The sequence below is a fragment of the Rhodanobacter sp. UC4438_H5 genome (assembly GCF_052978405.1).
Genome location: NZ_CM129672.1, coordinates 1462140 through 1485535, shown reverse-complemented (window position 1 = coordinate 1485535; position 23396 = coordinate 1462140). Strand labels below are relative to the sequence as shown.

The 23396-nt window shown below is 68.2% G+C and carries 24 protein-coding genes; 19 read left to right on the top strand and 5 right to left on the bottom strand.

The window, feature by feature from the left end; translation table 11 throughout:
- Positions 1-27: 27 nt before the first annotated feature.
- Positions 28-1038: an EF-P beta-lysylation protein EpmB gene (gene epmB / locus ACVCL9_RS06990; RefSeq protein ID WP_395119184.1), complete on the bottom strand. Its 1011-nt coding sequence runs from the start codon at positions 1036-1038 to the stop codon at positions 28-30.
- Positions 1039-1127: 89 nt separating this feature from the next.
- Here epmB and efp point away from each other — a divergent pair, with 89 nt between their 5' ends.
- From efp to folE2, 7 genes are all read left to right on the top strand, one after another.
- Positions 1128-1706 (top strand): elongation factor P, encoded by a 579-nt coding sequence (gene efp, locus ACVCL9_RS06985; RefSeq protein ID WP_136258394.1) that lies wholly within the window; start codon positions 1128-1130, stop codon positions 1704-1706.
- A gap of 218 nt (positions 1707-1924) precedes the next feature.
- Positions 1925-3256: a TRZ/ATZ family hydrolase gene (locus ACVCL9_RS06980; protein ID WP_447098638.1), complete on the top strand. Its 1332-nt coding sequence runs from the start codon at positions 1925-1927 to the stop codon at positions 3254-3256.
- Positions 3257-3270: 14 nt separating this feature from the next.
- Positions 3271-3525, top strand: coding sequence for a YciI family protein (locus ACVCL9_RS06975; RefSeq protein ID WP_395119180.1), 255 nt, complete (start codon positions 3271-3273; stop codon positions 3523-3525).
- Positions 3526-3617: 92 nt separating this feature from the next.
- Entirely contained in the window at positions 3618-4322 is a 705-nt protein-coding gene (gene ubiG / locus ACVCL9_RS06970) for a bifunctional 2-polyprenyl-6-hydroxyphenol methylase/3-demethylubiquinol 3-O-methyltransferase UbiG (protein WP_447098639.1), read from the top strand.
- Positions 4319-5002 carry a phosphoglycolate phosphatase gene (gene gph / locus ACVCL9_RS06965; RefSeq protein WP_447098640.1) on the top strand — a complete coding sequence of 228 codons (684 nt, stop codon included), beginning with the start codon at positions 4319-4321 and terminating at the stop codon, positions 5000-5002. Before ubiG ends, gph begins: the two co-directional genes overlap by 4 nt.
- Complete coding sequence (locus ACVCL9_RS06960; protein ID WP_447098641.1) at positions 4999-5853, top strand: phytoene synthase; 855 nt, start codon at positions 4999-5001, stop codon at positions 5851-5853. The genes gph and ACVCL9_RS06960 overlap by 4 nt, the downstream gene beginning before the upstream one ends.
- A gap of 113 nt (positions 5854-5966) precedes the next feature.
- Positions 5967-6914, top strand: a complete 948-nt coding sequence (gene folE2 / locus ACVCL9_RS06955) for a GTP cyclohydrolase FolE2 (RefSeq protein ID WP_447098642.1) — start codon at positions 5967-5969, stop codon at positions 6912-6914.
- 12 nt (positions 6915-6926) lie between these two features.
- Here the strand turns inward: folE2 and yidD are convergent, their stop codons facing one another.
- Positions 6927-7238: a membrane protein insertion efficiency factor YidD gene (gene yidD / locus ACVCL9_RS06950; RefSeq protein WP_447099444.1), complete on the bottom strand. Its 312-nt coding sequence runs from the start codon at positions 7236-7238 to the stop codon at positions 6927-6929.
- Positions 7239-7330: 92 nt separating this feature from the next.
- Here yidD and dksA point away from each other — a divergent pair, with 92 nt between their 5' ends.
- Positions 7331-8509 (top strand): RNA polymerase-binding protein DksA, encoded by a 1179-nt coding sequence (dksA, locus tag ACVCL9_RS06945; protein ID WP_447098643.1) that lies wholly within the window; start codon positions 7331-7333, stop codon positions 8507-8509.
- Between the two features lie 155 nt (positions 8510-8664).
- Here dksA and ACVCL9_RS06940 read toward each other — a convergent pair whose 3' ends face one another.
- Positions 8665-9099, bottom strand: coding sequence for a SufE family protein (locus ACVCL9_RS06940; protein ID WP_447098644.1), 435 nt, complete (start codon positions 9097-9099; stop codon positions 8665-8667).
- Positions 9100-9154: 55 nt separating this feature from the next.
- Entirely contained in the window at positions 9155-10528 is a 1374-nt protein-coding gene (gene cysS / locus ACVCL9_RS06935) for a cysteine--tRNA ligase (RefSeq protein WP_447098645.1), read from the bottom strand.
- Between the two features lie 250 nt (positions 10529-10778).
- Here cysS and ACVCL9_RS06930 point away from each other — a divergent pair, with 250 nt between their 5' ends.
- From ACVCL9_RS06930 to ACVCL9_RS06880, 11 genes are all read left to right on the top strand, one after another.
- Entirely contained in the window at positions 10779-11303 is a 525-nt protein-coding gene (locus ACVCL9_RS06930; RefSeq protein WP_395119164.1) for a glycine zipper 2TM domain-containing protein, read from the top strand.
- 393 nt (positions 11304-11696) lie between these two features.
- Complete coding sequence (locus ACVCL9_RS06925; protein WP_447098646.1) at positions 11697-12704, top strand: N-acetylornithine carbamoyltransferase; 1008 nt, start codon at positions 11697-11699, stop codon at positions 12702-12704.
- Between the two features lie 6 nt (positions 12705-12710).
- The gene (locus tag ACVCL9_RS06920; protein ID WP_447098647.1) at positions 12711-13334 is read left to right on the top strand and encodes an FMN-binding negative transcriptional regulator; all 624 of its coding nucleotides are present in this window, start codon (positions 12711-12713) and stop codon (positions 13332-13334) included.
- A complete protein-coding gene (locus tag ACVCL9_RS06915) occupies positions 13331-13804 on the top strand; it encodes an OsmC family protein (RefSeq protein WP_377306531.1) in 474 nt (157 codons plus the stop codon). The genes ACVCL9_RS06920 and ACVCL9_RS06915 overlap by 4 nt, the downstream gene beginning before the upstream one ends.
- Positions 13805-13832: 28 nt before the next feature.
- The gene (locus ACVCL9_RS06910; protein ID WP_447098648.1) at positions 13833-15026 is read left to right on the top strand and encodes an argininosuccinate synthase; all 1194 of its coding nucleotides are present in this window, start codon (positions 13833-13835) and stop codon (positions 15024-15026) included.
- Positions 15023-16156: an acetylornithine deacetylase gene (locus ACVCL9_RS06905; protein WP_447098649.1), complete on the top strand. Its 1134-nt coding sequence runs from the start codon at positions 15023-15025 to the stop codon at positions 16154-16156. Before ACVCL9_RS06910 ends, ACVCL9_RS06905 begins: the two co-directional genes overlap by 4 nt.
- 16 nt (positions 16157-16172) lie before the next feature.
- On the top strand, positions 16173-17492 hold the full coding sequence (locus ACVCL9_RS06900; RefSeq protein WP_447098650.1) for an acetylglutamate kinase: 1320 nt from the start codon (positions 16173-16175) through the stop codon (positions 17490-17492).
- A gap of 3 nt (positions 17493-17495) precedes the next feature.
- Complete coding sequence (gene argC / locus ACVCL9_RS06895; protein ID WP_447098651.1) at positions 17496-18458, top strand: N-acetyl-gamma-glutamyl-phosphate reductase; 963 nt, start codon at positions 17496-17498, stop codon at positions 18456-18458.
- A 108-nt stretch (positions 18459-18566) separates the two neighbouring features.
- The gene (gene argH / locus ACVCL9_RS06890) at positions 18567-19862 is read left to right on the top strand and encodes an argininosuccinate lyase (protein ID WP_447098652.1); all 1296 of its coding nucleotides are present in this window, start codon (positions 18567-18569) and stop codon (positions 19860-19862) included.
- Between the two features lie 15 nt (positions 19863-19877).
- Positions 19878-21065, top strand: coding sequence for a glutamate 5-kinase (gene proB, locus ACVCL9_RS06885; RefSeq protein ID WP_447098653.1), 1188 nt, complete (start codon positions 19878-19880; stop codon positions 21063-21065).
- Entirely contained in the window at positions 21062-22324 is a 1263-nt protein-coding gene (locus ACVCL9_RS06880; RefSeq protein ID WP_447098654.1) for a glutamate-5-semialdehyde dehydrogenase, read from the top strand. The genes proB and ACVCL9_RS06880 overlap by 4 nt, the downstream gene beginning before the upstream one ends.
- A gap of 18 nt (positions 22325-22342) precedes the next feature.
- Here the strand turns inward: ACVCL9_RS06880 and ACVCL9_RS06875 are convergent, their stop codons facing one another.
- Complete coding sequence (locus tag ACVCL9_RS06875; RefSeq protein WP_447098655.1) at positions 22343-23386, bottom strand: tellurite resistance/C4-dicarboxylate transporter family protein; 1044 nt, start codon at positions 23384-23386, stop codon at positions 22343-22345.
- Between the last annotated feature and the right edge of the window lie 10 nt (positions 23387-23396).

Sequence of the window (23396 nt, the reverse complement as noted above, 5' to 3'; positions counted from 1 at the left end):
GCAGCCCCGGACCTGGCCGGTGGCGGCTCACAGCGGCCGCTTGGCCGGGTCGCCCGCCACCTCGCGTACCAGTCGCGGCACCAGGTAGCCGGGCAGGCGCGCGCGCAGGGTGTCCAGCAGCGCGAGCGCGGTGTCGTCGGCCACCTCGAAATGGGCGGTGCCGTGGACCCGATCCAGCTGGTGCAGGTAATAGGGCAGCACGCCGGCGGCGAACAGGCGTTCGGAAAGGTTGGCGAGCGCGTCGGCATCATCGTTGACGCCGCGCAGCAGCACCGACTGGTTCAGCAACGTCGCACCGGTCTCGCGCAAGGCGGCGCAGGCCGCGTCGACGCCGGCGTCGAGTTCGTTGGCATGGTTGGCATGCAGCACCACCACCTTCTGCAGCGGGAGGCCGGCCAGCCAGGCCAGCAGGGAGTCATCGACCCGCTCGGGCAGAACGACCGGCAGACGCGTGTGGATGCGCAGGCGGATCACCTGCGGCAGCTCGGCCAGGCCGCGGGTCAGCTCCTCCAGCTTGGACGTGGCCAGCGACAGCGGATCGCCGCCGGAGAGGATCAGTTCGCGGATCGACGGGTCGGCGCGCAGCCGCTCCAGCGCCTCGCGCCAGTGCGAGGCGGCGGCGATTTCCTCGCCGTAGGGGAAGTGCCGGCGGAAGCAGTAGCGGCAGTTCACCGCACAGCTGCCGCTGGCGATCAGCAGCGCGCGCCCGTCGTACTTGTGCAGCATGCCGTGGCCGGCCTTGGCCGAGAGGTCGCCCACGGCGTCGAGGGTGAAGCCGGCGACCCGGTCATGTTCGGTGCGCTGGGGCAGCACCTGCAGCAGCAGCGGATCGCGCGGATCGCCGCGGCGCATCCGTGCGACAAAACCGCGCGGCACGCGCAGGGCGAAGCCGGCGTCGTCCGGCGGCAGCAGGTCGGTGCGGTCGCCCAGGCCCACCGCCTGCAGCAGTTCGGCAGGGTCGGTGATGGCGTTGCGCCAGAGCTCGCGCCAGTCGGTTGCAGGCGACGATAGGCGGGCACTGGGGCTTGCGGTTATCATGGAGAGCCTTCGGCGGGCCTCTTGGCCCGTGAAAAGATACCCATTTTAGCCGTCCTGCGGGGCGGTTTTACCTTTGGAGCAGACAGCGCATGGCGACCCTCGGCCTCAACGACGTCAAGACGGGCAAGAAGATCCTCCACAACGGCGATCCCTGGATCATCACCGAGGCCGACTTCATCAAGCCGGGCAAGGGCCAGGCGTTCACCCGCATCCGCATCCGCAACCTGAAGGACGGCCGCACCACCGAGCAGACGCTGAAGTCCAGCGACTCGTTCGAGGAGGCCGACGTCACCGACACCGACATGCAGCTGTCCTTCATCGACGGCATCGGCAAGGACCGCCTGTGGCACTTCATGAACATGGAGACGTTCGAGATGGTGCCGGCCACGCAGGCCGCGATGGGCGATGCGTGGAAGTGGCTCAAGGGCGAAGAGGAGTGCGTGGTCACCCTGTTCAACGGCAACATCGTGGCGGTGCAGGCGCCGAAGTTCGTCGAGCTGAAGATCGTCGAGACTGACCCGGGCGTGCGCGGCGACACCTCCGGCGGCGGTGGCAAGCCGGCCACGCTGGAGACCGGTGCGGTGGTGCGCGTGCCGCTGTTCGTCGGCCAGGATGAAGTCATCAAGGTCGACACCCGCACCGGCGAATACGACAGCCGCGTCAAGTGACGAAGCGGCGCGCGGGCCATGCCCGCGCCTTTGCCGGTTCGTCATCCCTGCGCAGGCAGGGTCCAGTGAAACACTCGTGCGCAGCACGCCTCATCCTGCGCACAAGCAACCGCAGCAACATGGGATCCGGGCTTTGGCCGGGATGACGAACACGGGGCGGGCACCATCGAGGGGTGTGCCGCCCCTTCTCGCATCCACCCCTTGCAAGTGAGTGAACGATGACCCAGACCACCCCGCAATCCATCGACCTGCTGATCGAGGCGCGCTGGGTGGTGCCCGTCGAGCCGCATGCGGTGGTGCTGGAAAACCACGCCGTGGCCATCGACGGCGAGCGCATCGTGGCGCTGTTGCCGATCGACGAGGCCCGCGCCGCCTATGCGCCGCGCGAGCGCGTCGAACTGGGCGAGCACGCGCTGATCCCCGGCCTGGTCAACAGCCACACGCACAACCCGATGACCCTGCTGCGCGGCCTCGCCGACGACCTGCCGCTGATGGTCTGGCTGCAGCAGCACATCTGGCCGGCCGAGGCCAGGGTGATCGGCCCGGAGTTCGTGCGCGACGGCGTGGAACTGGCCGTGGCCGAGATGCTGCGCGGTGGCACCACCTGCGCCAACGAGAACTATTTCTTCCCCGACGTGATCGGCGCGACCTATCGCAAGCTGGGCTTCCGCGCGGTGGTCGGCCTGCCGGTAATCCAGTTCCCCACCGCCTGGGCGAACAGCCAGGACGAGTATTTCGCGCGCGCCGGCGAGGTGCATGACAGCTTCCGCGGCGATCCGCTGGTCAGCACCGCGTTCGCGCCGCATGCGCCGTACACCGTCTCCGACGAGAGCTTCGAGCGCATCCGGCTGCAGTCCGACCAGCTCGACATCCCGGTGCACCTGCACCTGCATGAGACCGCGCACGAGATCGAGGAAGAGAAGAAAAAGAGCGGCCTGCGCCCGTTCCAGCGCCTGCAGCGCCTGGGCCTGGTCAACGACCGCCTGATCGCGGTGCACATGACCCAGGTCACCGAGGGCGAGATCGCCGCCTGCGCGAGCGCCGGTGTCTCGATGGTGCATTGCCCGGAATCCAACCTCAAGCTCGCCTCCGGCTTCTGCCCGGCGGAGCAGTTCCGGCGCGCCGGCGCGAACCTGGCGATCGGCACCGACGGTTGCGCCTCCAACAACGACCTGGACATGTTCGGCGAGATGCGCACGGCGGCGCAGCTGGCCAAGGCGGTGGCGCAGGACGCCGCCGCCTTCGACGCCGCCTTTGCGCTGCGTGCGGCGACGCTCAACGGCGCGCGGGCGATCGGGCTGGAAGCGCGCATCGGCTCGATCGAACCCGGCAAGCAGGCCGACCTGGCTGCCGTGCGCCTGAGCGACCTGGAGACCCAGCCGCTGTTCCACGTCGCCTCGCAACTGGTGTATGCGTGCAGCCGCCAGCAGGTCACCGACGTGTGGATCGCCGGGCACCGCAAGCTGGCCGCGCGCGAGCTGATCGACATGGACACCGCGGCGATCCTGGCGCGAGCGCGCGCCTGGCGCGAGCGGATCGCCGCAACTTGAGTGGGAGTTTTCCGATGAATCGTTACCTGGTTTTGCTGATCCGCCGGCCGCAGTTCGACGCGGCCGTGGTGCCGCAGCATCTGGCCTATCTGGACCAGTTGCGCGGCGAGGGCAAGGTGGAGCTGTCCGGCGGCTTCGGCGACAAGTCCGGCGGTGCCTACCTGCTGCACGCGGCCGACCTCGCCGAGGCAACGGCGCTGGTGCAGCGCGACCCCGCGCATGTCAGTGGCGGCTGGGACATCACGGTGCACGAATGGCAGGCGTCTTGACTTTTGCGCTCATCCATAAGCGTGAAAATCAAGAGGCGGCCATCCATGGCCGCACTTTTCAATAAATTCGTGGATTCAACGTGGACTCGAACATGACCGCCGCCAATGTCAGCCCCGCCGAAATCGCCCGCTTCGACCAGCTGGCGTCCCGCTGGTGGGACCCCGACGGCGAATCGCGACCGCTGCACGACCTCAATCCGGTGCGCACGGCCTACATCGCGGCACGCGCGGAACTGCGCGGTGCCCGCGTGGCCGATGTCGGGTGCGGCGGCGGCCTGCTCAGCGAATCGCTGGCCCGTGCCGGTGCGCACGTCACCGGCATCGATCTGGGCGAGAAGGTGATCGACATCGCCCGCTTGCACCTGCACGAGTCGAACCTGCAGGTCGATTACCGGGTGCAATCCTCCGCCGAGCTGGCGGCTGCCGAAGCGGCGTCGTTCGACGTGGTGTGTTGCATGGAGCTGATCGAGCACGTGCCCGATCCGGCGGCGCTGGTCACCGACCTGGCCGCGATGCTCAAGCCCGGCGGACGGTTGTTCATGTCCACCATCAATCGCACGCCGGCGGCGTTCGGTGCGGCGATCCTGGGCGCCGAATACCTGCTGCGCATGCTGCCGCGCGGGACACACCACTACGCGCAATTCCTCAAGCCCTCCGAATTGTCGCGATTGCTGCGCGGCGCGGGGCTGGAGCTGGAAGACGTCAGCGGCCTGGCCTACAACCCGTTCCGCCGCGAGGCACGCCTGAGCCGTCTCACGGCAGTCAATTACGTGCTTTGCGCGCAGAAGCCGGCATGAGCAAGCCGCTGCCTCCATCCGTCGCCGGCGTCCTGTTCGATCTCGATGGCACCTTGCTGGACAGCGCGCCCGATCTGTACGCCGCGCTGCAGGCGCAGTGCGCCGAGGAGGGCGTGGCATCGCCCGCCTACGCGCCCGTGCGCGAGGTGGTCTCGCGCGGTGCCCGCGCGGTGCTGCGTTGCGCGTTCGCCTCGCGCGGCGAGGCGGTGATCGAGGCGCTGGTGCCGCGCTACCTGCAGTTGTACGAGCAGGTGATGGCCCGCGACACGCGCGCCTTCGACGGGGTCGACGACCTGCTGGCGCGGCTGGAAGCGCGAGGCCTGCGTTGGGGCATCGTCACCAACAAGGCGGCATTCCTGACCGACGAACTGTTGCGCCGGATCGGCTGGTCGACGCGCGCCGCCGCCGTGGTGTGCGGCGACACCTTGCCGGTGAAAAAGCCCGATCCGGCACCCGTGCTGCTGGCCTGCGAACGCGCAGGACTGGTGCCGGGCCAGTGCCTGTTCGTCGGTGACGATCGCCGCGACGTGCAGGCCGGCGCAGCGGCGGGCGTGTTCACCGTGGCCGCGAGCTGGGGCTACCTCGACGGCGGCGATCCGCACGCCTGGGGCGCCGATGTCGTGCTGGATCGGCCCGCCGCCCTGGCCGAGTTGCTGCGACTGGAGTCGGCGACGGCATGAGCGAACCAGCCGGGCAGAACGCGGTGTTGCAGGGCTTCATCGACAAATGGCTGGCCGCGCAGCCGCAGCAGCGCGTGGCGCTGGCCTTCGTCGACGGCCGCCGCCATCCGGGCCACGTGGCGCTGGCCGCGCTGGAGCAGGAGCTGCTGAGCGCGGCTTACGGCATCCGCGAGCCGCAGGTGGCCGCCGCCAAGCTCGGCTGGTGGGCGGAGGAACTGGCCGGTGCGGCGGCCAGCGGCGGGCGGCATCCGCTCACCCAGGTGCTGTTCGATGACGAACGCGCTCACGCGATCGCCACGGAGCTGTGGCTGGCGCCGGTATTGGCGGCGATGGCGCAGCTGGAGCAGGGCACGGCGGCCGATTACGCCGACCAACTGCAGGCGGCGATGCCGCTGCACGGTGCGCTGGCCGCACTGGAGACGGCATGGTGGTATGGCGCCGCGGCCTCGCCCGAGCGCGCGACCCGGGTGGCCGTGCTCAATCACTTGTTGCATGCCTTGTTGCACCTGGACGCAGACGCCGAACGCGACCGCCTGCCACTGCCGATGGCCCGGCTGGCACGCCACGGGCTGGATCGCGCGCAACTGCGCAAGCCTTGCGCACCGCGGCAGCAGGCGATCCGGGCGCAGTTGCAGGATTTGCTCGGCGACTGGCGCGCTGCCGATGCGCTGGGCGGGCCACTCAGCGTGTTTCGTGCACTCGAGTCGCGTCAGGCCTGCGCGCTGGCGCGCCGCGCGCTGCATGCCGACGAGGCACTGGCCGTGTTGCAGGCCGACTGGTCGCGCACGCCGTGGTCGACGCCGTGGCGGGCGTGGCAGGCCGCCCGTGCATGGCGGCGCCAGACACAGTAGTTTTGCGCGAGCGGACGCAGCGTTTCCGTGGCGACACCATTGTGAGGTGGCCGCCTTGCCCCAAGATTGGCGGTTTCGCGGCGGCTCGTCGCGCCGATGCCAGGATCTCCTCCATGCCCAGCCAGGAAAACACCGCCCGCTTGCTCCCCGACGTGGCCGTCCACGCACAGCCGCATCTTGCCGGTGCGCTGGATTGGGTCGGCATGGCCGAGATCCAGGTGCCGGTATTGTTCGACGCGGGCGATGGACAAACGCAGCGCTCCAGTGCCCGCGTCGGTGCCTTCGTCAATCTCAAGCGACCGGACAAGCGCGGCATCCACATGTCGCGGCTGTACCTGCAGGTGGAGCAGGCGTTGAGCACGCAGACCCTGAGCGCCGACATGCTGCGCTCGCTGCTGCGCGGCTTCCTCGACTCGCACCAGGATCTGTCCGACCGCGCCTGCCTCAGCATCCGCTTCGAACACCTCGTGCGCCGGCCGGCACTGAAAAGCGCGAACAGCGGCTGGCGCGCCTATCCGGTGTGCATCGAGGCCAGTCTGGTTGGCGACCAGTTCCTGCTGGAGTTCGGCACCGAGGTGGTCTATTCGTCGACTTGCCCGGCCTCGGCGGCGCTGTCGCGGCAGCTGATCCAGGACCAGTTCATTCACGATTTTGCGCCCGGCGAGGCGCTCGATCATGCCGCCGTGCTGGCGTGGCTGGGCAGCGAGAAGGGCATCGTGGCCGCCGCCCATGCGCAGCGCAGCGTGGCGCGCCTGCGCGTTCGCCCGGCGGCCGACGCCGGCTTCCATCTGGTCGGGCTGATCGATCGGGTCGAAAGCGCGCTCGGCACGCCGGTGCAGACCGCGGTAAAGCGCGAGGACGAACAAGCCTTCGCCTTGGCCAACGGCGGCAACCTGATGTTCTGCGAGGACGCCGCCCGGCGCATCCAGAAGGCACTCGATGCCGACGACCGCCTCGGCGATTTCCACATCCGGGTGGAACACCAGGAGAGCCTGCATCCGCACGACGCCGTTGCCTATGCCAGCAAGGGCGTGGAAGGCGGCTACGGTTCCATCGGTTAGGCCGCGCGATCGTCAGCGGGAGTGCGGCACATCCGAATCACGCGGCGCGTCGTGGTCGCGGCAACTCGCAAAATGAAAATGTTCCGGCACCGGATCTTCTCCGCCGGGACACAGCGGCTGGCAGCGCAGCAGTCGCCATGCGGCCAGCAGGCTGCCCCGCCACGGACCGAAGCGGATGACCGCAATCCGTGCATAATCGGAACAACTGGGGTGGAAGCGGCAGCGAGGGCCAAGCAGGGGGCTGAGCCAGCGCTTGTACAAACCAAGCAACCACAGTATGAATCGGGAGAGGATGTTCACGGATACCGAAGCGGCGTGCGCCATGTAGTGGTACAAGTATTCCAGAAGCAGGCTTGCCGGTGTTGAATGCATCGGCTATAACACGCGGCCCCCAAGGCCAATCAGGGTGAAGGGATATGGCGAAGACCAAAGCGAGTTCGACCGCCGCCAAGGCGCACAAGGGCAAGACGCCCAACAAGGCTGGCACCAAGGCCGTCAAGTCGAAGCCGGTGGCAGGCAAGGGGCAGGCTGCCAAGGTCGCCGCGAAGTCCCCCGCACGGGCCGTCGCGAAACCCGCCAGCAAGGCCACCCCGAAGAAGGCTGCGCCGCACACCAAGGCCTCCAGGCCGACTGCCCACGCACCGGCCAAGAAGGCCGCGGCGGGCAGCAAGGCCGCCAAGGGCAGGACGCCGGCGAGCAAGGCCGCGGTGAAGAAAGCGCCGGCGAAGAAGGTCGTTGCCAAAAAGGCCGTGACGAAACATCCCGTCGTGAAGCATCCCGCAGTGAAGAAGGCTCCCGCGAAGAAGGTATCGCCCGGGAAGGCTGCAGCGGGCAAGGCACCGGCCAGCAAGGTCGCGGCGAAGCCCGCGGCGAAGAAGCCGGCGCCCCGGCCGGTGCACGGCAAGGCCGCCAAACCGGCGGCACCGGCAGCCAAGGCGCCGGCAACCCACGCGGCACGACCGGAGCCGGTCGCGGCGACCATCCACCATTCTCCTTCACCCGCGAGCAGGCTCTTCAAGGGCAAGGTGGCAAGCGCCACGGCCATGGTCAGCGCTCCCGGGAATCATGCTTCCTCCCACAAGAAATCGAAGAATTCGTCGTCCCCAATGAATAAACTGGCAACAAAAACTCTAGACAGCGGCGTCACCCGTGAAGACGGGCGATACGCCTTGCCCTCCACCAGCACGATCTCCTTGCCCAAGGGTTATCGCCCGAGCAGCGACGAGGAGTACATGAACCCGCGACACCTGGCCTACTTCCGCAACAAGTTGCGTGAATGGCGCGACCAGCTGGTGGAAGAGTCGCGCCAGACCATGGACAACCTGCGCGAGGAAGTGCGGGACGTCGGCGACGAAGCCGAACGCGCCACCCGCGAAACCGAGAACTCGCTGGAGCTGCGTACCCGCGACCGCTATCGCAAGCTGATCTCCAAGATCGACAAGGCGCTGCGCCGGATCGAGGAAGGCAGCTACGGCTTCTGCGAGGAGACCGACGAGGAGATCGGCGTCGACCGCCTCGACGCGCGCCCGATCGCCACGCTCTCGCTCGACGCCCAGGAACGCCGCGAACATCTGCAGAAGCAGATGGGGGACTGAGCAAGGCGCGCCGCTTCGCGATGCAGCAAAAAGCCCCGCTTCGAGCGGGGCTTTTTGCGAGGAGCGAGTGAAGATGAGTGGGAGAGGAGCCGGAGCGCGACACGCCGTTGCCTTCTCTCATTCCTCGCTTCTCTTTGCTCGCTTCCCTTCCTTGCTCACTTTTGTCCCGCCGCTGCCGCGGCGTATCCCTTCAACTTCGCCAGCATCGCCGTCAGGCCGTTCGAGCGGGTGGGTGAAAGGTGCTTGGCCAGGCCGATCGTGCCGACGAAGCCGGGTTCGGTGGCCACGATCTCCGCGGCCGGGCGGTCGGAGTAGACGCGCAGCACCAGCGCGATCAGGCCCGAGACGATGGCGGAGTCGCTGGTGGCTTCGAAGTGCATGCAAGACGCATCGCCACTGGGCACCAGCCACACCATCGACTGGCAGCCGTGCACGCGCCAAGCTTCGGTCTTGCACTCCTCGGGAAACGGCGGCAATTGCCGCCCGAGGTCGATCAGGTACTGATAGCGCTCGCTCCAGTCGCCGAGAAAGGCGAACTCTTCGGCGATTTCCTGCTGGGCCTGGTCGGTGCTGCTGGCGGCGATATTCATGCGGCCATTATCGCGCGTAGCAGGGCGGGAAATGAAACCCGCTCCGGCATGGCCGTCAGGCCTTGGCGATGCTCCACCGCGTGCCCTGTGCACCATCCTCGATCACCACGCCCATCGCAGCAAGCTCGTCGCGGATCGCGTCGGCGCGGGCGAAATCGCGGGCGCTGCGGGCGACGCGACGCGCTTCCAGCAAGGCCTCGACTTGCGCGGCATCCACGTGCACGCCGCCGGAGTGCTTGAACCATGCTTCCGGGTCCTGCTGCAGCAGGCCGAGCAGGGCGCCGCCGCCGAGCAGATCGGCCTTGGCCGCGGGCGTGCCGTATTGACGCGCGGCGTCTGCAAGCACGGCCAGTTCGGCCAGCGCCAGGGGCGTGTTGAGGTCGTCGCAAAGCGCCGCCTCGACGGCGGCCGGCACGGGCAGCCGCGATGCGTCGATCGCCACGTCGGCAAGGTCGCGCAGCACCCGGTACCAGCCGTCCAGCGTGCTGACCGACTGCTGGATGGCGCCGTCGGACCAGTCCAGCGGCTGCCGGTAGTGGCCGCTGAGCAGGCGCAGGCGCAGCGCCTCGGGCGGGTGGAGTTTCAGCAGCTCGTGCACCAGCAGCACGTTGCCCAGCGACTTGGACATCTTGCGGCCGTCGAAGGTGAGCATGCCGTTGTGCATCCACCAGCGCGCGAAGGTCTTGCCGCCGTGCGCGCAGGTGGATTGCGCGATCTCGTTCTCGTGATGCGGGAACAGCAGGTCGACGCCGCCGGCGTGGATGTCGATGGTCTCGCCCAGTTGCGCGGCGCACATCGCCGAGCACTCGATGTGCCAGCCGGGGCGACCGCGCCCCCACGGGCTGTCCCAGCCGGCCAGTTCGGGCGTGGAGGGCTTCCACAGCACGAAATCGGTGGGGTTCTTCTTGTATGGCGCGATTTCCACGCGTGCGCCGGCGATCAACTCTTCGGTGTCGCGGCCGGAGAGCGCGCCGTAGTCGGGGTACGAGCCGACGTCGAACAGTACATGGCCTTCGGCCGCGTACGCGTGGCCGCCGGCGATCAGCGCCTCGTTCATGGCGATGATCGCGCCGATGTGCGCGGTGGCGTGCGGCTCCAGGTCTGGCGGCGCAATGCCCAGCCCGGCCATGTCCTCGCGATAGGCGCGCGCGTAGCGCTCGGTGATGATCGAGATCGGCACGCCTTCGGCCAATGCCGCGGCATTGATCTTGTCCTCGACGTCGGTGATGTTGCGGGCATACACCACCTGCGGGTAGTGCCGCCGCAGCAGCCGCGCCAGCACGTCGAACACCACCGGCCCGCGCGCGTTGCCGATGTGCACGTAGTTGTAGACCGTCGGTCCGCACAGGTACATCGTGACGCGCGCGGGATCCAGCGGAACAAACGGTTCGGTGCGGCGCGTCAGGCTGTTGTAGAGCGAAATCGGCATCGGTCACATCCGCGAGGGAGTCGGCGGTCGGGCGGGGCAGGTTGCGCATCTTAACAAGCGACGATGCCGCTCGTGCCCGGCGGATCGCCCGCTCCTGGCCGGACCCGGCGATCCGTGATGCCGTCGGCCTTGCGGCAAACGGTCGCCACGGCTGAACAGGCCGGTCCGGCCTAAGCGTGTATTCATAGTGAATTTGCTGCAATGCTGCCAGTCCGCGCGTGGCGTGGAACGTGCATCACGGGAGCAGGTCATGGTCAAGCTATGGGTTTCCGCGTTGGTGCTGGCCATGATGGCAGCCGGCGCGCACGCGCAGAATGCGCCGTACCCCAACGATGACGGCAATGCCCACTACGGCTGGGCCGACGTGCTGCGCGCCGACCCGGTGCATGGCGTGACGCGCACCAACGTGCCGCGGCAGGAGTGCTACGACCAGCAGGTGGTGCGCCACGAGGGCGGCAACAGCACCGCCGGCACGGTGCTGGGCGCGGTGATCGGTGGCGTGCTGGGCAACACCGTGGGCAAGGGCGACGGGCGCAAGGCGGCGACGGTCGCCGGTGCCGTGGCCGGTGGCGCGATCGGCAACCGCAGCACGCGCGGTCGCGATTACGAGAGCACGCAGACCCAGTGCCGCGAGGTGAACACGGTCAGCGAGCAGCGCCGGATCATCGGCTACGACGTGGAATATCGCTATCGCGGCGAGGTCTACATGTCGCGGCTGGACTACGATCCGGGCGAGCGCCTGCGCGTGCGGGTTTCCGTCACCCCGGTGGATTGATCCCGACTTCCGCTCATCCATCCCGCCGCCCCTCTCGGGCGGCGATTTTTTTCAGACGCCGATACTTGCCGGACAGGCACTGACCTGGCGCAGATTTTTGTTGCATGGCAGCGAAATTCTCGCCATGATAGCCGCCGACCACCCGGAACATCGCATGTCTTCAGCCGTCTATACCGCCACCGTACTTACCAGCGCCCGCGCGGCCGCTGGCATGACGTCGCGTGCGCGCCGACCGATGACTCGACATCCGGCCGGGTAGGCAGTCGCACGCGTTTCTTGTGCATCGACGACAAACCCGGCCCTTGTGCCGGGTTTTTTGTGTTTATTTCACGCGGATCCATCCGCAACACCCCGGCCATCCATGGCCGGACTCTTCAATAAGGCATCGACTTCATGACCATTCGGCATTTCTTGACCACCCAGGATTACAGCCGCGCCGAGATCGACGCGCTGCTGGAACAGGCCTCCGCGTTCAAGCGCTCGCCGCGCGGCCAGCAGCTCGCCGGCAAGTCGATCGCATTGCTGTTCTTCAATCCCTCGATGCGCACCCGCACCAGCTTCGAGCTGGGCGCGTTCCAGTTGGGTGGCCACGCGATCGTGCTGGCGCCGGGCAAGGACGCGTGGCCGATCGAGTTCGAGGTTGGCAGCGTGATGGACGGCGATACCGAGGAGCACATCGCCGAGGTGGCGCGGGTGCTGTCGCGTTACGTCGACCTGATCGCGGTGCGCGCGTTCCCGAAATTCCAGGACTGGGCGGTGGATCGCCAGAACAAGGTGATCAAGGCGTTTGCGCACTACGCCACGGTGCCGGTGATCAACATGGAGACGATCACCCATCCCTGCCAAGAACTGGCCCACGCGCTTGCGCTGAAGGAGCACCTGGGCGACCTGCAGAACAGGAAGTACGTGCTGACCTGGACCTATCACCCGAAGCCGCTGAACACCGCGGTGGCGAATTCGGCGCTGCTGATCGCGACCAAGCTGGGCATGGACGTGACCCTGCTTTGCCCGACGCCCGACTACGTGCTGGACGAGCGCTACATGGCGTTTGGCCGTCTGAACGCCGAACAGAACGGCGGCTCGCTGAAGGTCAGCCATGACATCGAGGAAGCCTACACCGGGGCCGACGTGGTCTACGCCAAGAGCTGGGGCGCGCTGCCGTTCTTCGGTCGCTGGGAAGAGGAGAAGCCTGTGCGCGAAGCGAACAGGCACTTCATCGTCGACGAGGCGAAGATGGCGCTCACCAACCACGGCCTGTTCAGCCACTGCCTGCCGCTGCGCCGGAACATCAAGGCCACCGACGCGGTGATGGATTCGCCCGCCTGCATCGCCATCGACGAGGCCGAGAACCGCCTGCACGTGCAGAAGGCGGTGATGGCGTCGTTGATCGGCCAGGGTTGAGCCGCCATGTATACGCCGAAGCATTTTGTGGAAAGCCGCGTCGAATCCCTGCACGGGCTGATTCGCGCATACCCGTTCGCCACGCTGGTGACCCGCGCGGCCGACGGATTGACGGCCAATCACCTGCCGTTCGAACTCGTCGGCGAGGTGCTGCACGGCCATGTCGCCCGCGGCAACGAGTTGGCGCGACTGGACGGCGCCGAGGTGCTGCTGGTGTTCCAGGGTCCGGACGGCTACATCAGCCCGAACTGGTATCCCAGCAAGCACGAGACCGGGCGCGAGGTGCCGACCTGGAACTACGCGGTGGTGCACGTGCACGGCCGGCTGCGCGTGATCGACGACGCGACGTGGCTGCGTCGTCTGCTGGAAACCTTGACCGATCACCATGAAGCGGGCCAGCCGCAGCCATGGAAGATCAGCGACGCGCCGGACGACCATATCGAGACCTCGCTGCGCGCGATCGTCGGCCTCGAAGTCTCGATCGATCGCATCGAAGGCAAGTTCAAGCTGAGCCAGAACCATCCCGCGCGCAACCGTGCGGGCGTGATCGCCGGGCTGCGCGAGCGCGACGGCGATAGCGACGCGGAACTGGCCGCATGGATGTCCCGACAAGAGGAATCGAAACCGTGAACCATCAGCATCACTATCGCGTTGCCGTGGAATGGACGGGCAACCTCGGCAGCGGCACGGACGGCTACCGCAACTACAGCCGCGACCACGTCATCCGCATCGACGGCAAGCCGGCGATCGCCGGTTCGTCCGACCCCACCTTCCGCGGCGATGCCGCGAAGCACAATCCCGAGGACATGCTGGTCACGGCATTGTCGACCTGCCACATGCTGTCGTATCTGCACATGGCCACCGTGGCCGGCGTGGTGGTGACGGCGTACAGCGACGCTGCCGAAGGCACGATGGCCACCGAAGGCGATGGCGGCCGTTTCGTCGAAGTGGTGCTGCGCCCCACGGTGACCATCACTGCCGCCAGCGACCCGGCCAAGGCCGAGGCCGCGCACGAGGCGGCGCATCACGCCTGCTTCATCGCCAATTCCGTGAATTTCCCGGTGCGCTGCGAGCCGCGCGTCGTCGTCGAATCCGCCTGACCACCCTTCTTTCCAGGATCTGCAAGCCATGAGCAAAGACATCGTCCTCGCCTTTTCCGGCGGCCTCGACACCAGCTTCTGCGTGCCTTACCTGCAGGAGCGTGGCTGGGCCGTGCACACCGTGTTTGCCGATACCGGTGGTGTCGACGCCGAAGAGCGCGCCTTCATCGAGAACCGCGCGAAGGAGCTGGGCGTGGCCAGCCACGTCACGGTCGATGGCGGCCCGGCGATCTGGGCGGGCTTCGTCAAGCCGTTCGTGTGGGCGGGCGAGGGTTACCAGGGCCAGTACCCGCTGCTGGTGTCCGACCGCTACCTGATCGTCGAGGCCGCGCTGAAGCGCGCCGCCGAACTGGGCACGAAGGCGATCGCGCATGGCTGCACCGGCATGGGCAACGACCAGGTGCGTTTCGACCTGGCGGTGAAGGCGCTGGGCGACTACCAGATCGTGGCGCCGATCCGCGAGATCCAGAAGGAACACACGCAGACGCGCGCCTACGAGCAGAAGTACCTGGAAGACCGCGGCTTCGGCGTGCGCGCCAAGCAGCAGGCGTACACCATCAACGAGAACCTGCTCGGCCTGACCATGTCCGGCGGCGAGATCGACCGGTGGCAGGCGCCCGGCGCCGGCGCGGTGGGCTGGTGCAAGCCGCGCGCCGAATGGCCGTCCAAACCGCTGCGGGTGAAGATCGGCTTCGTCAACGGCGAGGCGGTGACGCTGGACGGCGAGGCGATTGCAGGGCACGCCATGCTGGCGAAGCTCAACGGCCTGTTTGCGCAGTACGGCGTGGGCCGCGGCCTGTACACCGGCGACACCACGATCGGCCTGAAGGGCCGCATCATCTTCGAGGCGCCGGGCCTGACCGCGCTGCTCGCCGCGCACCGCGCGCTGGAGGAAGCCGTGCTCAGCAAGCAGCAGAACCGCTTCAAGCCGGAAGTGGCGCGCAAGTGGGTGGAGCTGGTCTACGAGGGCTTCTTCCACGACCCGCTGAAGACCGACCTGGAGGCGTTCCTGGCGTCCAGCCAGTCCACCGTCAACGGCACGGTGACGCTGGAGACGAACGGCGGCAGCGTCGGCGCGGTGGCGGTGGAGTCGAATCACATCCTCAACGCCAAGGGCGCCACCTATGCGCAGTCGGCCGACTGGGGCGTGGAGGAGGCCGAGGGTTTCATCAAGCTGTTCGGCATGAGCAGCACGCTGTGGGCCGAGGTCAATCGCGGATGAGCGCCTTGCTCGATGCCACGCTGAAGCACCTGGCGGCGCTGGTCGGTTTCGACACGCGCAACCCGCCGCGCGCGATCGATACCGGCGGCATCTTCGACTACCTGCGCGCGCAGCTGCCCGGCTTCGACGTGACGGTGAACGACTTCGGTGCCGGCGCGGTGGCCCTGCACGCGGTGCGCGGCGAGCCGAAGGTCCTGTTCAACGTGCACCTGGACACCGTGCCGGACTCGCCGGCGTGGACGGCCGATCCGCACGCGTTGCGGGTCACTGCCGATCGCGCGATCGGCCTGGGCGCGTGCGACATCAAGGGGGCGGCGGCGGCGCTGCTGGCGGTGGCGAATGCCAGTCACGGCGACCTGGCTCTGCTGTTCACCACCGACGAGGAGGCGAACGACGCGCGCTGCATCGCCGGCTTCCTGCGCGAACCGCATGCCTACGACGCGGTGATCGTGGCCGAACCCACGAAGGGCGAGGCGGTGCTGGCGCATCGCGGCATCCAGTCGGTGCTGATGCGCTTCGCCGGCCAGGCCGGGCATGCCTCGGGCGAGCAGAAGCCGGGCGACAGCGCGCTGCACCAAGCCGTGCGCTGGGGCAACGCGGCGCTGGATTTCGTGGCGGCGCAGTCGCACGAGCGCTTCGGCGGCCTCACCGGCCTGCGTTTCAACATTGGCCGCATCGAGGGCGGCATCAAGGCGAACATGATCGCGCCGACGGCGGAAGTGCGCTTCGGCTTTCGCGCCTTGCCCACGATGAATCCGGATCACCTGCTGATCCGATTCCGCAATCTGGTGGAACCGCCGCCGGTGGAGTTCGCCGAGACTTTTCGTGGCGCCTCGCTGCCGGCCGGCGATACCGCCAACGCCGAGGCGAACCGGCTGGTCGCGCGCGACGTGGCCGACGAGCTGGGCATCCCGGTTGGCAACGCGGTGGACTTCTGGACCGAAGCGGCGCTGTTCTCCGCCGCAGGCTATACCGCCTTCGTCTACGGCCCCGGCGACATCGCCCAGGCGCACAGCGCCGACGAGTGGGTCGCGCTGGATCAACTCGAACACTATGCGCAAACGGTTTATCGAATCGTTGAGAAGTCCGGCCAGGGACGGCCGGTTTTTGACCCCCGCGATCATGGATGAGCGCAAGGAACAAACAATGGACACGGCTAGGCACAACACCCGCAAGACCATCGTGCGCCTGCTCTCCAGCATGGGCAGCGCGAAGGAAATCCAACAGTACCTGAAGCGCTTCTCCGAGGTGGACGCCAAGCGCTTTGCCGTGGTGAAGGTCGGCGGCGCGGTGCTGCGCGACGAGCTGGCCGATCTGGCCTCGTCGCTGACTTTCCTGCAGCAGGTGGGGTTGACCCCGATCGTGCTGCACGGCGCCGGTCCGCAGTTGGACGAGGAACTGGCTGCCGCCGGCATCGAGAAGCACACCATCGACGGTCTGCGCGTGACCTCGCCCAAGGCGCTCGGCATCGTGCGCCGCGTGTTCCAGCAGCAGAACCTGAAACTGGTCGAGGCACTGCAGTCGATGGATACGCGCGCCACCTCGGTGGCGACGGGCGTGTTCATGGCCGACTACCTGGACCGCGATACCTACGGTCTGGTCGGCAAGGTCCGCAGCATCAACCTGGCGCCGATCGAGGCCAGCCTGCGCGCGAACTCCATCCCGGTGATCGCCAGCCTGGGCGAAACCGACGAAGGGCAGATCCTCAACGTCAACGCCGACTTCGCCGCGAACGAACTGGTGCGCGTGCTGCAGCCGTACAAGATCGTGTTCCTCACCGGCACGGGAGGCCTGCTCGACGAGCACGGCAAAGTGATCGATTCGATCAATCTGAGCACCGAGTTCGATCACTTGATGGCGCAGCCTTGGATCAACGGTGGCATGCGCCTGAAGATCGAGCAGATCGCCGACCTGCTGGCCGACCTGCCGCTGACCTCGTCGGTGTCGATCACCCGCCCGTCCGAACTGGCCAAGGAGCTGTTCACCCACAAGGGTTCCGGCACCCTCGTGCGACGCGGCGAGAAGGTGCTGCGCTTCGACTCCTGGGACGGCGTGGACCGCGCGCGCATGCGCACGCTGATCGAGTCCAGCTTCGGCCGCCGCCTGGTGCCGGACTACTTCGAGCGCACGCGGCCGTTCCGCATCTACGTCAGCGAGAACTACCGTGCCGCCATGATCCTGGTCGAGGAGGTCGGCTTGCCGTATCTCGACAAGTTCGCCGTGCTCGACGACGCGCAGGGCGAAGGTCTCGGCCGCGCGGTGTGGCAGGTGATGCGCGAAGAGAATCCGCGGCTGTTCTGGCGTTCGCGCCACCACAATCAGGTCAACATCTTCTACTACGCCGAGTCGGACGGCTGCATCAAACAGCCGCGCTGGAAGGTGTTCTGGTACGGCATCGACAATCTCGACACGATTTCCCGCTGCGTGGCGCATTGCGCGCAACGCCGGCCGACACTGGTGGATTGAGTCATGGACACGAACAGGAAAACGGTAGGCATCGTCGGCGCGCGTGGCCACACCGGCATGGAACTGATCCGCTTGATCGCGGCGCACCCGCTTCTGCAACTGGCCTTCGTTTCCTCGCGTGAGCTGGACGGCCAGCGAGTGGCCGATCACGTCGACGGTTTCGCCGGCGAACTGCGCTACGCCAGCCTGGACCCGGCCGCGGTGGTGGCGCAGGGCGCCGACGTGGTGATCCTGGCGCTGCCGAACGGCAAGGCGGCGCCGTTCGTCGAGGCGATCGACGCGGCGAAGCCGGACACGTTGATCCTCGACCTTTCCGCCGACTACCGCTTCGATCCGTCGTGGTACTACGGCCTGCCGGAACTCACCCGCGACAAGTGGCGGGGCGAGAAGCGCATCAGCAACCCCGGCTGTTACGCCACAGCCATGCAGCTCTCCATCGCGCCGCTGAAGGACCTGCTGGCCGCGCCACCGGTGTGCTTCGGCGTCTCCGGCTACTCCGGCGCCGGTACCACGCCGTCGGACAAGAACGATCCGGGCAAGCTGCGCGACAACCTGATGCCGTACGCGCTCACCGGCCACATGCACGAGAAGGAAGCCTCGTTCCGGCTCGGCGTGCCAGTGGAGTTCATGCCGCACGTGGCGCCGCACTTCCGCGGGCTCACCGTCACCACCAACCTGTATCTCACCCGCCCGCTGAAACGCGATGACGTGCTGCAGCGTTTCCATGCCGCCTACGACAGCGAGAAGCTGGCCGTCGTGACCGACGAGGCGCCGTGGGTCAGCCGCATCGCGCACCGCCACCATGCCGAGGTCGGCGGCTTCGCGGTATCGGCCGACGGCAAGCGCGTGGTGATCGTGGCCACGCTGGACAACCTGCTGAAAGGCGCCGCGACGCAGGCGATGCAGAACATCAACCGCGCGCTCGGCGTGGACGAATACACCGCGATTCCAGTGGAGCAGGAGTGAGGGAAGAGGAGTGAGGAGTGAGAGAAAAGCTCACACTCCCGGCGCTCCCGCCCCCTCTGCTCTTGATCTCTCTCACTCCTCACTCCTCTCAACTCACTTCTGGCTCCCATGACCCAACCCCTCTGGCAAAAAGCCGGCATCCGGATCGACGCGAAGATCATGCAGTTCCTCGCCGGCGACGACGTGCTGCTGGACCGCGAGTTCTTCCTGCACGACATCGCCGCCAGCAAGGCGCACGTGGAAGGGCTGGCCAACATCGGCGTGGTCAACGCCGACGAAGCCGCCGCGCTGAAGCGCGAACTGGATGCGCTGGCCGGTGACTTCACCAGCGGCGCCTTTGTGCTGGACGAGCGCTACGAGGACGGCCATTCGGCGATCGAGGCCCGCCTCACCGAACGCCTCGGCGACGCCGGCCGCCGCGTGCACACCGGGCGCAGCCGCAACGACCAGATCCTGGTCGCCACCCGGCTGTGGCTGAAGGACAAGCTGGCCGCGCTGGAGGCGCATTGCCGTGCGATCGCCGAGGCCTGCCTTGAGCGCGCGTCGCAAGAAGCCGTGCCGATGCCCGGCTACACCCACCTGCAGCGTGCGGTGGTGTCGTCCACCGCGATGTGGTTTGCCGGCTTCGCCGAGGGCTTCATCGACAATGCGCTGCGCGCGCGGCAGACGATGACGCTGATCGACGCGAACCCGCTCGGCACCGCCGCCGGCTACGGCGTGAACATGAAACTCGATCGCGAGTACACCACCCGGGCGCTCGGCTTCGCGCGCATGCAGATATCGCCGATCTACGCGCAGCTGTCGCGCGGCAAGTTCGAGATGGCCGCGCTGGAGGCGATCGGCGGTGCGCTGCTCGACCTGCGAAGGATGGCGTGGGACCTGTCGCTGTTCACCACCGCCGAATTCGACTTCGTCAAATTGCCGGCCGAGTACACCACCGGCAGCTCGATCATGCCGAACAAGCGCAACCCCGACGTGATCGAACTGCTGCGCGCCAGCTACGCCAGCGTGGCCGCCGCGCGCACCGAGATCGAACAGCTGCTGTCGCTGCCGTCCGGCTACCAGCGCGACCTGCAGTTCTCCAAGGGCTCGATCTTCCATGGCGTGCGCCATGGCCTGATGGCGCTGGAACTGGTACCCGACCTGCTGGCGCGGTTCGCGTGGAACGAAGCCGCGATGCGCGCGGCGATCGAGCCGGCGATGTACGCCACCGACGTGGCGATCGAGCAGGCCGCCGCCGGCGTGCCGTTCCGCGACGCGTATCGCGCGGCGGCGGAAACCGCGGCATCCGCGGGGCAGGGGCGCACGCCCGAAGGCAGCCTCGCCGCGCGCGTCTCGCCGGGCGCCGGCAACGACCTGCGACTGGATGAACTGCACGCGCGATTGCGTGCGCTCGACGACTGAAGCGGAGGCACGGGCATGGCGGCGATCGACACGGGGAACACGCACACCGGCCTGCCCGCGCAGGCATTGCCCTCCTGGCGCCGCGCCGTGCTGAAAGTGGGCAGCAACCTGCTTGCCGCCGACGGCGGCGGCCTCACCCCGCGTCATGCCGAAGCGCTGGCCGGTTTCGTTGCCGCCAGCCATGCCGAAGGCCGAGAAGTGGTACTGGTGTCCTCCGGCGCGGTGGCGGCCGGGCGCGCGCTGCTGCGCCAGCATGCGCGCGACATCGGCGGCCTCGCCGCGCGGCAGGCGCTGGCCGCGCTGGGGCAGGCGCCGATGGTCGCGCTGTGGCAATCGCTGTCCGCGCGGCCGGTGGCGCAGGTGCTGCTGACCCACGACGACCTGCGCAACCGCCGCCGCTACCTCAACGCGCGCGCCACGTTGCGCGAGTTGCTGCAGCTCGGCGTGCTGCCGGTGGTCAACGAGAACGACACCGTGTCGGTGGATGAACTGAAGCTCGGCGACAACGACAACCTTGCCGCCATCGTGGCCGCGCTGGTCGACGCCGACCTGCTGCTGATCGCCTCCGACGTCGATGCGCTGTACAGCGCCGACCCGCGGCGCGATCCCGCGGCCGTGCCGATCGCGCAGGTGGCCGCGCTGACCCCGGAGATCGTCGCGATGGCCGGCGACAGCGGCAGCGCGGCCGGCACCGGCGGCATGCGCACCAAGCTGCAGGCCGCGGCGAAAGCTGCCGCCGCCGGCATCCCCACGGCCTTGTTCAGCGGGCGCGAGGCGGCCACCGTGCAGGCACTGCAGCGCGGGCAGTTGCGCGGCACGCTGATCGCCGCGGCTTCAACGCGACTGCAGGCGCGCAAGTACTGGCTGCGCCACGCACCCGCCGCGCCGGGCCGCATCCGTATCGACGCCGGTGCGGTGAAGGCGCTGGCCGGCGGGCGCGTCTCGCTGCTGCCGGGTGGCGTGCTTGGCGCCGACGGCGAGTTCCACCGCGGCGACCTGGTGGAGATCGTCGACGCGGACGGTGCCGCCGTCGCGCGCGGACTCAGCCAGTACGGCGCCGCCGAAGTGCGCCGTCTGGCCGGCCGGCACAGCCGCGAGATCGACGGCGTGCTCGGCTACAGCTACGGCGACGAGGTGGTGCATCGCGACGACCTCGTCGGCATGAGTCGCCCGGTTGCGTCCGGGCAGGAGATCAGCACATGAGCACGATCCGCGAACAGGCCCTGGCTTGCCGTGACGCCGCCCAAGTCGTTGCGGCGCTGGGCAGCGAGGCGAAGCGCGCGCTGCTGCGCGACATGGCTGCGGCGCTGGAAGCGCAGTCCGCCGCGGTGCTGGCCGCCAACGCCGAAGACATGCGCCAGACCGCGGCGAAAGGCGTGCAGGGCGCCATGCTCGACCGCCTGCGGCTGGACCAGGCACGCGTGGCCGGCATCGCCAACGCGCTGCGCGACGTCGCCGAGCTGCCCGATCCGGTCGGCGTGACGACGCGCCGCGAGACACGGCCGAACGGGCTGTCGGTGGAGCGCGTGCGCATCCCGCTCGGCGTGATCGCGATGATCTACGAGGCGCGTCCGAACGTCACCGCCGACGCCGCCGCGCTGTGCCTGATGGCCGGCAACGCGGTGATCCTGCGCGGCGGCTCCGAGGCGATCCATTCCAACACCGCGATCGCCGCGGCGCTGAAGTCGGCACTGGAGGCGCACGGCGTGCCGACCGCCGCCGTGACCCTCGTCGACGACCTGCGCCGCGAGACGATGGTCGAACTGCTGCAGCTGGTCGACATCGTCGACCTGGCCATCCCGCGCGGCGGCGAAGGCCTGATCCGTTTCGTCGCCGAACACGCGCGCGTGCCGGTGATCAAGCACTACAAGGGCGTCTGTCACCTGTACGTGGATCGCGCCGCCGACCTCGACCTGGCGTTGGACCTGCTGCTCGACGGCAAGACCTCGCGCCCCGGCGTGTGCAACGCGCTGGAGACGTTGCTGGTGCATCGCGACGTCGCCGAAGCGTTCTTGCCACGCGCAACGCAGGCACTGTGCGAGCGCGGCGTCGAGCTGCGCGGCGACGAGCGCAGCCGCGCCCTGGTGCCCGACATGCGCGCGGCGACCGACGACGACTACGCCGCCGAGTTCCTCGACCTGATCCTCGCCGTGCGCGTGGTGGACGACCTCGACGACGCCATCGCCCACATCCGCCGCTACGGCTCCGACCACACCGAAGTCATCGCCACCGCCGACGAAACCGCCGCGCAACGCTTCGTGCAGGCGATCCGTTCCGCCGTGGTGATGGTCAACGCCTCCTCCCGTTTCAGCGACGGCGGTGAACTCGGCCTCGGCGCCGAGATCGGCATCTCCACCACGCGGCTACACGCCTACGGGCCGATGGGCGCCGAGGCGCTGACCATCGAACGCTTCGTGCTGCGCGGCGACGGCCAGGTGCGGCACGCCGAAAGCCGCCGGTGAAGGCGCGCATCGTGCGCCTCAGCCCCGCACGAAGGCGCGCCGCCAGTGCCGCAGTGCACCGGCCGCCACCAGCAGCCAGGCCAGCAGGCTGATGTAGACGCCGAGGTCGGACACCGGCTGCAGCAGATCCAGGTCCAGTGCCTGTGCCAGCGCATTCGTGCCGACCGTGTACATGCCCAGCGGAAACACGATGTCCCAGTCGTCCACCGCGTAGCGCAGGCGCACGTGGCGCATGCCGTGGCGCCACAGCTCGAGGATCGCCAGCAGCGGAATCCACCAGGTGGCGCTGGCCCAGAAGAACAGGGTGAAGCCCTTGACGAAGGGCACCAGCGCACCGAGCGACGGTTGCGCCGGCGCATGCAGCACCAGCAGGCTGCCGGCCAGCGTGGTGATCGCCAGCGCGCCCATGTTGATCCAGTACGGCGGCGTGAAGCCGCTGGCCGGCAGCGGCAGGAACAGCAGGCGGTAGAAGATCAGCGTGATCAGGATCAGGTACAGCGCCGCACCGACCAGGTACAGGCACAGCGCGGCGAACAGCCAGCCGAGCATGGGCGCCGCATGACCGTGCGCCACCAGCAGGGTGAGCGCCACTGCCAGCGCCTGCGTCGACACCACCGCCACCAGCCAGCCGCCATTGATGCTGCGCCGGAAGCCGGGCTTGCGCTGGCCGGTGATCACGGCGAGCAGCAGCAAGTACGACAGGCAGCCCCAGCCGACCGCGCCGAGCACGGTCAACGCGACGGCCCAATGCGGCAGCGGAACCACCAGCACGCACTGGCTGGCCAGCACACCGCTGGCCGCGACGAAGGTGAGAAAGCCCGCGCCCCGCGCCGGGTTGGTGAAGTCGTCCAGCACCTCGCGCCGGGCATGCACGAGGCGCAGCGCGTTCAGCGCCAGCAGCAGCACGAAGGCCACCGCGTTCAGCACGAACAGCGCACGTGCCAGCACGGGCATGCCGTGCTGGCCGGCATCGATGGAGACGATGCCGGTGGCCATCACCAGCGCGAACGCGCCGGGGTCCAGCTTGCGGATGCTCGATGGAAGGGTGCGGCTCGGCATCATCGTCCTGGCT